Below are 13,926 nucleotides of genomic sequence, written 5' to 3' on the forward strand. Positions count from 1 at the left end.
ATGACCAGCAGTCCCGAACACGCCAGGCTCCTGCGCCTGGCCACCCGCGCCTCGGTGGGCGTGGCCAGTGCGTTGATCATCACCAAGGCCATCGCCTGGTGGTTCAGTGGCTCGGTGGCCATGCTCGCCGGGTTGACCGACTCGCTGCTCGACGGCGTGACATCGCTGCTCAATCTGCTTGCGGTGCACTACGCCCTGCGCCCCGCCGATGACGATCACCGTTACGGTCACGGCAAGGCGGAGTCGCTGTCGGGCATGGCCCAGGCGCTGTTTATCGGTGGCAGCGCAGCGTTGATCGCCTTCCAGGCCTACCAACGCTTGCAGCACCCGGAGCCTGTAGGCGCGCCCTGGCTGAGCATTGGCGTAATCGTGTTCTCACTGGCGCTGACCGTGGCGTTGTTGATGCTGCAACACCGGGTGATCCGCGAAACCGGCTCCAACGCGGTGCGCGCCGATTCGCTGCATTACCGCTCCGACCTGATGCTCAACGGCAGCATCCTGGTGGCGCTGGTGCTCGCGGGCTTTGGCTTCCATCAGGTGGACGCCTGGTTCGGCCTGGGCATCGCCGCCTACATCTTGTGGAGCGCCATCCAGATCGCCCGGGAAAGCTTTGCCGTATTGATGGACGAAGAACTGCCGGCGGATATCAGCCAGCACATGCTCGACCTGGCCCGCAGCGTACCGGGCGTGCTGGGCGCCCATGACTTGCGCACGCGGGTTTCCGGCAACCACTGGTTCGTGCAGTTGCACCTGGAGTTGCCGGGAGAACTGACGCTGTCGGTGGCCCACGGCATCAGCGACCAAGCCGCCGATGCCATTCATCAGGCCTACCCGAAGGCCGAGGTGCTGGTGCACGCCGACCCGCAGGAAGTGGTCACCGGCGCCAGCGCTTAATACTGGACCTGATAGCCGCGACTGCTCAGGCAGTTGCCCTGGGCTTGGCGGTAGGTTTGCACCACCGCCGGGTCAGGGGCATAGGTGGCGGTCTGCGGGTCAAAGCCGCTTTGCTGCGCGGCCCAGCGATAACAATCGTAACCGTCCTGCTGCACCTGAGCCGGGGATTGCCCGTTGGCCGGGTAGGCCACCACATTATAGCCATTGCCTTGCGGCGCAGGCTGAGGCGCCGGCACCTGCGCCGGCGGTTCCACCACCACGTATTGCTGGGTGTTCTGTTCGTAGGCGTAGTAGGCGCCAGCCGCCAGGAACAATAGCGAACCGCCCACCCACACTTCACGCGCGTAGTCCGGCAAATACTGCACCCGGATGCCATACGGTGGCCTCACCACCACATAACGCGGGCCTTGTGGACGGTACCAGTAACCGCCGGAGAAAAAGTAATCCTGGCCACGGTAGGGCACGCGGTAATTGCGGTCGGGGAACCGGTCGACGATATAGCCTGGACGATATTGCGGGCCCGCCCCCCAACCGTTGCCGTGCCCATCGGGACGCCCCGGCCAGCGGTTGTCGCCGGGACGGCCATGGTCACCAGGCCGCGAACCTGGACCGCCTGCTTCCCAATGTCGGTTGTCGTCGTTACGCCGTGGGATATCGCGGTAATAGCCCTGGCGCGGCTCCTGGGTCTGGCGCACGGTATCGGGCCGCCCCTGGATTGGCAGGTTGTTCGACGGCTGTGGCTGCGGTTGCGGCCGCCCCTGTTCATTCGCCTGCGGGCGCCCCTGCCATTGACCGCCGCCATTCTGGCCGCCGCGATCAATATGCGGATTCTGCGGGCGCGGCTGGTTGTTCTCCGGGCGCCCGCCGCCTTCCGGCCCCCGCTCATGCTGACCGCCGCCGCCCTGTGGGCGCTGCCCCTGGCCCGGTGAGTTATCGCGTTCGTCGGCCACCGCCTGGGCGCCAACGCTGGCCACCAGCAAACCAACACCTGCCATACGCCAGATGCGCTTCATGCTTTTCCTCACTGCGGATTAGGGCTCGATCATGAGACTGGAAAAGCCTCGACCGGTTCTGAGACAGGTTATCAGTCACGAGAACTATTTTCTTGAACGCAAAAGAAAAGAGGTGACCCGTCGGCCACCCCTTGAGAATTTCGTCCTGGCTCAACGCTTTTGACGTTGGCTCACCTCACGCCGTCTTGTGGACAGTGTGCAGCCTGGAGGCCGGCTCAACCCTGCTCGGGTGGCGGCCGCAGCGGGCCTGATTGGGCTCGCTGCGAGTGGACTGTTGTCCAGGCGGTGATTCTGTTGATAAAGATACAGGCGCGCGCCCGGTGGATGATTGCGAAGATTGCGTCAACAAACAGTGCTTGCGCAATTTTTAACCCTTCATAGATAATTCACCGCAATAGTTACGACAAAGGCCAACCCAATGAGCAAGCTTGATCGATACGACCTGAGTATTTTGGCGGAATTGCAGCGTGACGCACGGATCTCCAACCAGGAGTTGGCCGAGCGCATCGGCCTGTCGCCTTCGCCCTGCTCGCGCCGGGTCAAGCAATTGGAAGACGACGGCTACATCGCCCGTCAGGTCGCATTGCTCGACCGCAAGATGCTCGGCCTGAGCCTGACCGCCTACGTGTTGATCGGCATGGACCGGCATACCCCGGAACGTTTCGAAAATTTCGAAGCGGCCATCCGCACCTTGCCCCAGGTGCTGGAATGCAGCCTGGTGACCGGGATGGATGCCGACTATCAGTTGAAAGTGGTGGTGCCAGATATGGATCACTACCAGAAACTGCTGCTGGGGCATCTGACCCGGATTGAAGGCGTGACCAGTGTGCGTTCCAGCTTTGTGCTGAACCAAGTCTTGAATAGCACCGAACTGCCCCTGACCCACCTGCGCACCTGAGAACAATGAAGTTCAAATGTGGGAGGGGGCTTGCTCCCGATAGCGGTGGGTCAGTTGATAAATATACTGACTGACACTCAGCTATCGGGAGCAAGCCCCCTCCCACAGTTTGATTGCACTTCGATCCAGGTCAATGTTGTGCCTGTGATGCTGCCGTATACTGCCCGCCTGCCTTAGTAGGAAGCCCCATGAACAACATCGACCCCGCCCTGTTCGAAGAATGGATGATGACCGGCCTGGTCACGATCCTGATTATCTTCATGGGCTTTATCGTCTGGGACCTGGCGAAAAAGTCCAAAGCCGGGCGCTTTGGCTCGTTCATTCTGTTTTTCGTGCTGGGCCTGGGCGTGGCCGCGTTCATCATCAAGAGCGTGGTGATCGGCCTGATCGAGTCCGGTGCCTTATAAACGTGGCGGTACTGCCTTCCACTGGCCCTGATCGAGGCCTTCGATAGACCAGTCGCCAATCCGTACGCGCACCAGGCGCAACGTCGGCAAGCCCACCGCGGCGGTCATGCGTCGCACCTGGCGGTTACGCCCTTCACGAATCACCAGTTCCAGCCAATGGGTGGGCACGCTTTTGCGAAAGCGCACGGGCGGGTTGCGTGGCCATAAATCAGGCTCCTCCAACCGCCGGGCCTCGGCGGGCAGGGTCATGCCGTCGTTAAGCTCCACGCCGTCGCGCAGACGTTGCAGATGTGCTTCGGTGGGTTCGCCTTCGACCTGCACCCAGTAGGTTTTCGCCAGCTTGTGCCTGGGGTCGGCAATGCGCGCTTGTAGCTGGCCGTCGTTGGTCAGCAGCAACAGGCCTTCGCTGTCACGGTCCAGGCGGCCTGCCGGGTAGATACCGGGAATGTCGATAAAGTCCTTGAGGGTCGCGCGCCCGCCTTCGTCACTGAACTGGGTCAGCACATCGAACGGCTTGTTGAACAGGATCAGCTTCGGCTCGGCCGGCGGTGCCTTGGCGACACGGCGCGGGCCTGCATGCGGGGGTTTCACGCCAGGGCGGCACGAATCGGGACGGGTAGGACGGGACATGGCGAAGGAACATCTAACGGTCAGGACCGACAATGCTAGTGGCCTGACCGCTAAATGACCATCCCCACCGCTTAGCGGAACGGCGGCTCGTCGAAGCTGCGCAGTTTGCGCGAGTGCAGCGCATTGAGTTCGGTGCGCAGCAGGTCGACCGCTTCGATGCCGATCTTCAAGTGTTGGCTGACGGCCCGCTCATAGAACGCGTTGGCCGAACCCGGCAATTTGATCTCACTGTGCAGCGGTTTGTCCGACACACACAACAGCGTGCCGTAGGGCACACGCAGCCGGTAACCCTGGGCGGCGATGGTGCCGCTTTCCATGTCCACTGCCACGGCGCGGGACAGGTTGATCAGCGGTCGCTCCTGGGCCCAGCGCAGCTCCCAGTTGCGGTCGTCGTAGGTCAACACGGTGCCGGTGCGCAGGCGTTTTTTCAGTTCTTCGCCTTTCTCGCCGGTGACGTTGGCCGCGGCTTGCTGAAGCGCCAGCTGCACCTCGGCCAGGGCCGGGATCGGGATGTTCGGCGGTACCACACGGTCGAGAATCCCGTCGCGACGCATATAGGCGTGGGCCAGTACGTAGTCGCCGATGGTCTGGGATTGGCGCAGGCCGCCGCAGTGCCCGATCATCAGCCAGCAATGCGGGCGCAGCACGGCCAGGTGGTCGGTGATGTTCTTGGCGTTGGACGGGCCCACGCCAATATTCACCAGGGTCACGCCGTGGCCGTCAGTGGCCTGCAGGTGATAGGCCGGCATCTGGTAGCGGTGCCAGACCACGCCTGCGGCAATCGCCGACGCTTCGCCGTGGTCCATGCTCTTGTCGATCACCACGTTGCCCGGCAGCACCATACGGATAAAACGCGGGTCGCTGCGCAGTTGCTCCAGGCCATGCACGATGAACTGGTCAACGTAGCGATGGTAGTTGGTCAGCAGAATCCACGGCTGCACATGGCGCCAGTCGCTGCCGGTGTAGTGCACCAGGCGGCGCAGGGAAAAGTCCACGCGGGCCGCGTCGAACAGGGCCAGGGGCAGCGGGTCGGTGTTTTCCCAGTCATAGAGGCCGTCGGCGATGCCATCGGTGGCGGCCGACAAGTCAGTGCTGGGGAACACGCGGGCCAGGGTCGCGGCAGTCACGCCGGAACCGGCCAGCTCATCGCCCTGCTCCACCACGTACGGGTACGGAATGTTCTGCTGGCTGACGCCCACTTCCACCGTCACGGTGAAGTCGTGCATCAGCGGCACCAGTTGCTCCAGCAGGTACTTACGGAAGGCCGCCGGATGGGTGACGGTCACGCTGTAGGTACCCGGCAACTGCACCTTGGCATACGCCCGGGTGGTCTGTGGGACTTCGCCGTGGCAGTGGTAAGTCAGGCGCAGTTCCGGATAGCGAAACAGCGCACGTTGTGCGGCGTCGGGTTCGACGCGGTCCTTGAGGTATTGCTTGAGGGCTTGATTGAGCGCGCCAGTCGCACGCTCATGCAGGGCCGCCAGCCGATCCACGGCCTCTTCAGCGGTTTGAACGACAACAAAAGCTTCGGTCACGGTAAGCATCCTGTGTTCTGGACTTGCAGGCCTTTATCTTGCCTGTATCCCTGCCTCACTGAAACACCAGAGTTGGAATGCCCTTTAAAATGTGGGAGGGGGCTTGCTCCCGATAGCGGTGTGACAGTCACTGGATTCTTGGCTGACATACCGCTATCGGGAGCAAGCCCCCTCCCACACTTGACCGCGTTTATTCAAGGAGATAACGGGGTTGAACGGGCGACAAGGGCCTGCACATCCACCCCGCGCGGCAAGGCGCCGTAGACCCGCCCCGATGACTCACCCAGGCGACTGGCAGTGAAGCCATCGCTGACCGCCGCATTCCCCGCCTCCAGCAACAACTTGGCCTGCAGCGCCAGGGCGATATCCTCGGTCAGTTGACGGGCGCGGTATTGGATATCCTGGGTGTCCATGAACGCTGACTTCAACCCCTCGATATGCCGCGCCAGCCGGGGGTCGCCATGCCCATCGCCCAGTTCGACAAACAACGCCTCCAGCACACCCGGTTCCTTGGACAATGCCCGCAGCACGTCCAGGCATTGCACGTTGCCGGAACCTTCCCACGTTGAATTCACCGGCGCCTCACGGTACAGACGCGGCAGGATGCTGTCCTCGACATACCCGGCGCCGCCCATGCATTCGGCGGCTTCATTGATCATGGCAGGTGCGCGTTTGCAGATCCAATACTTGCCCACCGCCGTCACCAGCCGGGCGAATTTGGCTTCCTGTTCATTTCCCAGATGATCCAGCGCGCGCCCCATGCGCAGGCTCAAGGCCAAGGCCGCTTCGCTTTCCAGGGCCAGGTCGGCGAGCACGTTCTGCATCAACGGTTGTTCGCTCAATACGCGGCCGCCGACCGAACGGTGGGCGCAGTGGTGGCTTGCCTGGGTCAAGGCCTGGCGCATCAGCGCGCTGGAACCGACCATGCAATCGAAGCGGGTCATGGCGACCATCTCAATGATGGTCGGCACGCCGCGCCCCTCTTCACCGATCATCCAGGCCAGGGCGCCACGGAACTCCACCTCGCTGGAGGCGTTAGAGCAGTTGCCGAGTTTGTTCTTCAACCGCTGGATGTAGAACTCGTTGCGCGTGTCATCCGGGCGATGCCGAGGCAGCAGGAAACAGGTCAGGCCCTTGTCAGTCTGGGCCAGGGTGAGGAAGGCGTCGCACATGGGCGCGGAGCAGAACCATTTGTGACCGACCAGTTCGTAGGCCTGCCCCGGCCCACCCGCGCCCACCGCGTAGGCGCGGGTAGTGTTGGCGCGCACGTCGGTGCCGCCCTGTTTCTCGGTCATGGCCATGCCGATTGTGGCACCGGCCTTGTGGGCAATGCCGACGTTGCGCGGGTCGTATTGGGTACTGAGGATCTTCGGCAGCCAGAGGTCCGCCAGCTCCGGTTGCAAGCGCAGGGCCGGGACGCAGGCGAACGTCATGGTCAGCGGGCAACCGGTGCCCGCTTCGGCCTGGCTGTGCAGGTAAGTCATCGCCGCGCGTGCGACGTGGGCGCCGGATTGCGGATGGGCCCACGGCAGCGACGGCAGGCCGTGCTCGACGGCGGTGCGCATCAGTTCGTGGTAGGCGGGGTGAAACTCCACCAGGTCAATTCGATGACCATAACGGTCATGGCTGCTGAACACCGGCTTGTGCTGGTTGGCCAGGAACCCGGCCTCCATCAACGGCCCGCCGGCCAGTGCACCATAGGCATCGATGCGCGACTCGGCCCAGCCGGCGCCAAAGCGACGCGCCCACTCTTGCAGGGGCAGGTCGATACGGTACAGGTTGGTGCCGTCCAAAGACGGTGGCTGGTTGGTGACGTCGTGGGTTTCGGCAAACCGGTGCAGGTTCATGACGGGCCTCTTGGAAACAGGCCACGTGACATCGAGGCCTTGATTTCAGTTAAGCACCGACCCAGGCCTTAAAAAAGTGGCATACGCGCCGAATGTTCGGCGCTTTCGCCCTCTGGTGGACACAGCACGAGCCGCTCCAGCGTCGCCTGCAAAGCCTCGAAACGTACCGGCTTGGCCAAGTGATCGCTCATGCCGATGCCATGGCAGCGCTCACGGTCCGCGACATTGAGCGCGCTGCTCAGGCCGATCACCGGTAACTCACCGCAGCCCGGCAAGGCACGGATCTGACAGCACAATGAGAAGCCGCCCTCAGGCACATCCAGCACTACCGCGTCGAACCTGTGCTCCTGCAACGCTGCCAATGCCGCCGGGCCGCCATCCACGGCCTTGACCCGATAACCCAGCTTGAGCAGCATGCCCCGCACCGCCAATTGCGCCACGCTGTTGTCGTCCACCAACAACACCGTGCAATCCTGCGGCGCTCGTTGTGCAGGCCGCAACTGTGCGGTGGGCTTGGGCTCGGGCGGCACCGGCTTGACGTCCATTTCCAACTGGAAGCGACTGCCCCTGCGTGGCTCTGAATGATGGGTGAGGCGGCCGCCCATCAGCTCGATCAGCTGCCGGCAAATTGCCAGGCCAATGCCCAGGCCGCCGTATTCGCGGGTCATCGAACCATCGAGCTGGAAGAAGCGCTGGTACAGCGTGGCCTCGTCAAGGAAGGCGAAGCCGATACCGGTGTCGGTCACGATAAAGCTCAGGCGTAATCCGCCATCCGCCTGGGGGACGCCCACCACGCGTATGCGCACCGCGCCGTCGTGGGTGAATTTGAATGCGTTGTCCAGCAGGCAATCCAGGCACTGGATCAGTTTGTCGGCGTCGCCGATCACGCGGTCCGGCACGGCATCGGCGACGTCAATGGAAAACGCCAGGCCCTTGGCCTGGGCGCTGGCCGCGAACTGTTGACGCACGGTTTCCAGCACGCCGCGCAGGCCGAACACCTGCGGGCGGGCAGCCAGGCGGCCAGCCTGCAACTCGGTCAGGGTGAGAATGCCGTTGACCATGCGCATCATGTCCCGCGCCGAACCGGCGGCGGTTTGCTGGTACTGCGCCAGGTCGTCGTCCAGGGACAGGGTTTGCATCAGTTCCAGAGAGCCGATCACGCCGTTCATCGGCGTGCGTAATTCATGGGTCAAGGTGGCAAGGAATTCATCCTTGAGCCGATTGCTGCGGGCCAATTGCTGGTTGAGCACTTCGAGTTTCTGGCTGGCGTCGAACAGGATCTGCGCCTGCTGCTCGCGCATGCCGTTGATGCGGTCGGCCAGGGCCAGGGACAGCAGCGCGACTTCGATGGCCGAGCCGATCTGGCTGGCATACATCGTGAGGAATACGTTGGGCAAGTAGCCCAGCACCATCAGCGTATTGACTACCCCGCCGAGTAAAAACGCCGACCAGGCAATGATGAAATAGCGCGCCATGCGCTGGCCGCAATACCAGGCCTTGATCGCAGCAATGAAGATGGTCACGGTAAACACCAGGGCCAAGCCGGTGGCCAGGCGCAGCGCCACCGCGTAGCTGGTCAACAGCGCCAGCGCCATGACCACCCCGCCACAGGCCGCCAGCCCCAGCAGGATGCGGTCGAGCCAGCGGCTGTGCTGTGCGGTGTGCAGGAAGCTGCGCGCGAACAGGCTGCCGAACAAGGCGGCCGAGCCGATCAGAAACGGCACCGCCGCGTTCGCCCACCACGGGTTGTTCGGCCAGAAGTACTCCACGGCCACGCCATTGACTGACAGCTGGTACAGGCCGAACGAGGCGATGTAGAGAATGTAATAGAGGTAGCTGGTGTCGCGCACGCTCAAATAAATGAACAGGTTGTAGACCAACATACCTAGCAACACGCCGTAGATAGCGCCCAGCACATACAAGCGCAGCGGCTGTTCTTCCATATAGGCCGTACCTGCCCAGAGGGTCAACGGCGCCTGGATCGAGCCTTGGCTTTGCAGGCGCAGGTAGAGCGTCTGCTGCTGGCCCGGCAGGAAGTTGAGCTTGAACAGGTAGTTGGCCTGGCGCACTTCACGGCTGGAAAACGGTAACGCGCTGCCGGTGCGGGTAGTCAGCCGATAAGTACCGGTGCCGTCGTTCTGGTACAGCTCGAGGCGATTGAGTGGCGGGTAAGCCAGCTCCACAAACCAGGTCCGCGGGGAGCGGGGGTCAACGGCGGTGTAATGCAGGTTGACCTTCAACCAGAACACCGAGTGCGAATAACCGGCATTGAGGGTGGGTGTGTCATGGGGTTTGAATTGAGCGGCGTAGGCAGGGGAACTGACGTCGGCGATGGTGAGGGTGCCGGTTGGGTCTTCGAGCACTTGCATGACCCGGCCCAATGGCAGGCTTCGGGTGCTCTGATTGAACTCGGCGGCGCCGGCCAGCAGCGGCAGCCCGCACAATAATAAAATCAGCAAATAGCGCATAGAGCCCCAGCGTGGCCTGTCCGGTTATGGCAAAAAGCTCCCCCATTCCTTTTGAGAAGACGTACACCGGCGATACAGTAAGTTGTTTGGATCCACTTTAGCATAGCCGGTAAAGGCCATTGGACACCATGGCAACTATTTTTAAGATGGCCCTGGGACGAGGCTTTCAGCGTATTTGCAGAGAATTTTCAGCCACACAGAAGCCTCATCCCAGGGCAACATTCCCTCATCGCCGGACGGCCACGCAAAAAGCGTTTGGTGGTAAGCTCGCGCACCATGAATATCTACAGCTCTCGCCCCGTTGTTCTCTGTCTCTCCGGCCATGATCCCAGTGGTGGCGCCGGCTTGCAGGCCGATATCGAAGCCCTGCTCGCCCAGGGCTGCCACGCCGCTGCGGCCGTCACCGCGCTGACCGTGCAAAACACTGTCAACGTCAGTGACTTTCGCGTGCTCGACCGCGAGTGGGTGTTGGCCCAGGCCAATGCGGTGCTCAGCGATTCAGAAGTCGCGGCGGTCAAGCTGGGCATGCTCGGTTCTACCGCGATGGTCGACACGGTGGTCGAACTGCTGCAGGCGCACCCGCACCTGCCGGTGGTGTGCGACCCGGTGCTGCGCGCCGGTGGCGGTGGCAGCCTGGGCAAGGATGAAGTCGGTTATGCGATGCGCGAGCGGCTGCTGCCCCTGGCGCTGATCGCCACACCCAACCTGCCCGAAGCCCGCATCCTGGCCGAATTGCCTGACGGCAGCGCCGACGAATGCGCCGAGAAGCTGTTGCCCTACATCAAGCATCTGCTGATCACCGGCGGCCACGGCGACGAGCACGAAGTGCACAATCGTCTGTACAGCCGCGATGGCAGCCGCCATACCTACACGTGCCAGCGTTTACCCGGCAGTTATCATGGCTCGGGGTGCACGCTGGCCAGTGCGCTGACGGGGCGGCTCGCCCAGGGCGAAGGCCTGGTCAGCGCCGTGCAGTCGGCGCTCAACTACACCTGGCGCACCCTGCGCGATGCCGAACGACTCGGCCAGGGCCAGTTCGTACCGCGTCGGTTGCCACTGGATTTCTGCTCGTAGTTCACCTTTCATCACCACTTACCGCTCGTCACAGCAAGGGGCTTGCCCGATGAAACTACGTGGCCTTTACGCCATTACCGACAGCCTACTGTTGGCCGGCAAATTCCTCGCCTACGTCGAAGCGGCGTTGGACGGCGGCGTGACATTGCTGCAGTACCGCGACAAAAGCAGCGACGAAGCGCGCCGCCTGCGTGAAGCCGAGAAACTGCGGGAACTGTGCTCGCGCTACAAGACCCACCTGATCATCAACGATGACGCCGAACTGGCCGCGCGCCTGGGCGTGGGTGTGCACCTGGGCCAGACCGACGGCCCGCTGACCCCGGCGCGAGCGCTGCTCGGCTCCAAGGCGATCATCGGCGCAACGTGCCACAGCCAGATTGAGCTGGCCGAACAGGCCGCTCGGGAGGGCGCCAGTTATGTCGCCTTTGGCCGCTTCTTCAATTCCACCACCAAGCCCGGCGCACCGGCCGCCAGCCTTGAAATGCTGGCCGAGGCGCGCCAACGCCTGCACCTGCCGATCTGCGTGATCGGCGGCGTCACTCTGGAAAATGCCGAGCCGCTGGTAGCCCACGGCGCCGACCTGCTCGCCGTGGTGCACGGCCTGTTCGGCGCCGACAGCACCCAGGAAGTCACGCGCCGCGCCCGTGCGTTCAACGATCTTCTTAAATCTTCAGTGTAGAGAGCCCGATCATGTCCCGTTCCGAAACCCTGTTTGCCAATGCCCAGAAACACATCCCCGGCGGTGTGAACTCCCCCGTGCGTGCGTTCAAGAGCGTGGGCGGCACGCCGTTGTTCTTCAAGCATGCCGAAGGCGCCTATGTCACCGACGAAGATGACAAGCGCTACGTCGATTACGTCGGCTCCTGGGGCCCGATGATCCTCGGTCACAGCCACCCGGACGTGCTGGACGCCGTACGCCAGCAGTTGCAGCATGGTTTGTCCTACGGTGCTCCAACCGCGATGGAAACCGAGATGGCCGACCTGGTCTGCTCGATCGTGCCGTCGATGGAAATGGTGCGCATGGTCAGCTCCGGCACCGAAGCCACCATGAGCGCAATCCGTCTGGCCCGTGGTTTCACCGGTCGCGACAGCATCATCAAATTCGAAGGCTGCTACCACGGCCATTCCGACAGCCTGCTGGTAAAAGCCGGTTCCGGCGCGCTGACCCAGGGCGTACCGAGTTCGGCCGGCGTACCGGCGGCGTTCGCCAAACACACCCTGACCCTGCCGTTCAACGACATCGCCGCGGTCGAGCAGATGCTCGGTGAAGTCGGCCAGGACGTGGCGTGCATCATCGTCGAGCCGGTCGCCGGCAACATGAACTGCGTACCACCGGCCCCAGGCTTCCTCGAAGGCCTGCGCGAACAGTGCGACAAACACGGCGTGGTGCTGATTTTTGACGAAGTGATGACCGGCTTCCGTGTCGCCCTCGGTGGCGCCCAGGCGCATTACGGCGTTACACCGGACCTGAGCACCTTCGGCAAGATCATCGGTGGCGGCATGCCAGTGGGCTGCTTCGGCGGCAAGCGCGAGATCATGCAGCACATCGCCCCACTGGGCCCGGTCTACCAGGCCGGCACGCTGTCCGGTAACCCGCTGGCGATGGCCGCCGGCCTGACCACTCTGCGCCTGATCAGCCGCCCTGGCTTCCACGCCGAGCTGACCGACTACACCACCCGCCTGCTGGACGGCCTGCAAGTGCGGGCCGACGCTGCCGGCATCCCGTTTGTCACCACCCAGGCCGGCGGCATGTTTGGCCTGTACTTCAGCGGCGCCGACGACATCGTCACCTTCGATGACGTGATGGGCAGCGACGCCGACTTGTTCAAGCGCTTCTTCCACCTGATGCTCGAAGGCGGTGTGTACCTGGCGCCCAGTGCCTTTGAAGCCGGCTTCACCTCGATCGCCCACGGCGATGCCGAGTTGAAGCTGACCCTGGACGCTGCCGAGCGCGCCTTTGCGGCCCTGAAATAAGTGACGGCATCCTCTGACGTTTGCCCGTGCCAACGTCAGATTTGCTACCTTGCTTACAGACATTTCTCGCTTTTTTCGAGAATTGCCCTGCAATCCGGCAGATAACTTGCCCAAGCAGCAGAAAAACGAGTAAAGACTTTGTAAGCAGAGGCCTGCTTATTTCATAATGCGCGCTTATTGGACCCCGCGAGGGTCCGCGCGCCCCGTCAGAGGTAAGTCGATTCCCATGAAACGCACCGGCCGCACCCTGGTTCTGGGCTGCCTGTTGCTCCTTCAGCCGCTGCTGGCACATGCACAAGCAGGCGGCAACTCGTTGTTAATCCCAGCGATGGGTCGTTGCACCCTCAATACCCAGCCCGACACCCAGGCCGAAGCCCTGAGCGCGTGCCAGAAACAGGCTGATGAAGGGGATGCGCAAGCGCAATACGAGTTGGGCGAGTACTACCACGACAGCAAGAACCCGGCCGTCGACCTCAACAAAGCGTTGAGCTATTTCGAGAAGGCTTCGCTACAGGGCCACGCCCAGGCGCAATTCCAGCTGGGCAACATGTTCTTCCGCGGCGAAGGTGTACCGGCCAATAACGTCCAGGCCTACATCGTGCTGAAAATGGCGGCGGTCAACGGCGCCGAAGACGCGCTGGACACCGCCGACGAAGTGGCCGAGCACATGCAGCGTGATGAACTGGAAGTAGCGACCCAGGTGCTGGGGCAGATTTTCCGCAATTACCTGCAGGAATTGCAGAGCGCCGATGGGCGTTCGCCCTTTTCACCCCTTCCCTGATTCAGCATTGCATTACTTCTCAGGCATTGGCATCGGAAACGGCATCACATTGCTGGTGCCTCGCGCCTCGCTGATCTTCGGCGTGCCCAGGCGCTCGACTTCGTCGATGCGCACAATCGAATGCATCGGCACAAAACTGCGCACCACGCCTTCGAACTGGGCCTTGAGCTTTTCCTCGCCTGGATCGACGACTAGCTGCGTGCGCTCGCCAAAGACGAACTCTTCCACTTCCAGGAAGCCCCACAGATCACTTTGATAGATCTGCTTGGCGTACATTTCGAACACCTGGCCCTGGTTAAGGAAAATCACCTTGTAGATTGGAGCTTCACGTTTGGTCATGGGGGGCGGGCAGCACATCGGCGGATATAAATGAGGGCGCGAACTATAGCATGGCACCCGATGCAC

At 62.6% G+C, this 13,926-nt stretch carries 13 protein-coding genes; 7 read left to right on the forward strand and 6 right to left on the reverse strand.

Features of this window, described 5'->3' with window-relative positions:
• On the forward strand, positions 1-894 hold the full coding sequence (locus C4J87_RS22370) for a cation diffusion facilitator family transporter (protein WP_124364531.1): 894 nt from the start codon (positions 1-3) through the stop codon (positions 892-894).
• Here the strand turns inward: C4J87_RS22370 and C4J87_RS22375 are convergent.
• On the reverse strand, positions 891-1,907 hold the full coding sequence (locus C4J87_RS22375; RefSeq protein ID WP_124368459.1) for a DUF6515 family protein: 1,017 nt from the start codon (positions 1,905-1,907) through the stop codon (positions 891-893). The two genes, C4J87_RS22370 and C4J87_RS22375, sit on opposite strands and share 4 nt — an antisense overlap.
• 418 nt (positions 1,908-2,325) lie before the next feature.
• Here C4J87_RS22375 and C4J87_RS22380 point away from each other — a divergent pair, with 418 nt between their 5' ends.
• Positions 2,326-2,805 (forward strand): Lrp/AsnC family transcriptional regulator, encoded by a 480-nt coding sequence (locus C4J87_RS22380; protein WP_003194418.1) that lies wholly within the window; start codon positions 2,326-2,328, stop codon positions 2,803-2,805.
• Between the two features lie 197 nt (positions 2,806-3,002).
• On the forward strand, positions 3,003-3,212 hold the full coding sequence (locus C4J87_RS22385; protein ID WP_025999909.1) for a DUF2788 domain-containing protein: 210 nt from the start codon (positions 3,003-3,005) through the stop codon (positions 3,210-3,212).
• Here the strand turns inward: C4J87_RS22385 and C4J87_RS22390 are convergent.
• From C4J87_RS22390 to C4J87_RS22405, 4 genes are all read right to left on the reverse strand, one after another.
• Entirely contained in the window at positions 3,207-3,842 is a 636-nt protein-coding gene (locus tag C4J87_RS22390; protein WP_124368460.1) for a pseudouridine synthase, read from the reverse strand. The genes C4J87_RS22385 and C4J87_RS22390 overlap by 6 nt on opposite strands.
• Positions 3,843-3,913: 71 nt before the next feature.
• Complete coding sequence (gene amn, locus C4J87_RS22395) at positions 3,914-5,386, reverse strand: AMP nucleosidase (protein WP_164484569.1); 1,473 nt, start codon at positions 5,384-5,386, stop codon at positions 3,914-3,916.
• A 185-nt stretch (positions 5,387-5,571) separates the two neighbouring features.
• Entirely contained in the window at positions 5,572-7,224 is a 1,653-nt protein-coding gene (locus C4J87_RS22400; RefSeq protein WP_124368461.1) for an acyl-CoA dehydrogenase family protein, read from the reverse strand.
• Positions 7,225-7,292: 68 nt separating this feature from the next.
• Positions 7,293-9,692, reverse strand: coding sequence for a hybrid sensor histidine kinase/response regulator (locus C4J87_RS22405; RefSeq protein ID WP_124368462.1), 2,400 nt, complete (start codon positions 9,690-9,692; stop codon positions 7,293-7,295).
• A gap of 276 nt (positions 9,693-9,968) precedes the next feature.
• Between C4J87_RS22405 and C4J87_RS22410 the strand changes: the two genes are divergently transcribed.
• The 4 genes from C4J87_RS22410 (at position 9,969) to C4J87_RS22425 (ending at position 13,521) form a co-directional block, all read left to right on the forward strand.
• On the forward strand, positions 9,969-10,766 hold the full coding sequence (locus tag C4J87_RS22410) for a hydroxymethylpyrimidine/phosphomethylpyrimidine kinase (protein ID WP_124368463.1): 798 nt from the start codon (positions 9,969-9,971) through the stop codon (positions 10,764-10,766).
• 49 nt (positions 10,767-10,815) lie between these two features.
• Positions 10,816-11,445, forward strand: coding sequence for a thiamine phosphate synthase (thiE, locus tag C4J87_RS22415; protein WP_124368464.1), 630 nt, complete (start codon positions 10,816-10,818; stop codon positions 11,443-11,445).
• Positions 11,446-11,456: 11 nt separating this feature from the next.
• On the forward strand, positions 11,457-12,740 hold the full coding sequence (gene hemL / locus C4J87_RS22420; protein WP_124364539.1) for a glutamate-1-semialdehyde 2,1-aminomutase: 1,284 nt from the start codon (positions 11,457-11,459) through the stop codon (positions 12,738-12,740).
• 226 nt (positions 12,741-12,966) lie between these two features.
• On the forward strand, positions 12,967-13,521 hold the full coding sequence (locus tag C4J87_RS22425) for a tetratricopeptide repeat protein (RefSeq protein WP_057724919.1): 555 nt from the start codon (positions 12,967-12,969) through the stop codon (positions 13,519-13,521).
• 12 nt (positions 13,522-13,533) lie between these two features.
• Here C4J87_RS22425 and C4J87_RS22430 read toward each other — a convergent pair whose 3' ends face one another.
• Entirely contained in the window at positions 13,534-13,860 is a 327-nt protein-coding gene (locus tag C4J87_RS22430) for a DUF1820 family protein (RefSeq protein WP_003194436.1), read from the reverse strand.
• Positions 13,861-13,926 lie beyond the last annotated feature (66 nt).

This window comes from Pseudomonas sp. R1-43-08 (assembly GCF_003852255.1).
Lineage (GTDB): Bacteria > Pseudomonadota > Gammaproteobacteria > Pseudomonadales > Pseudomonadaceae > Aquipseudomonas.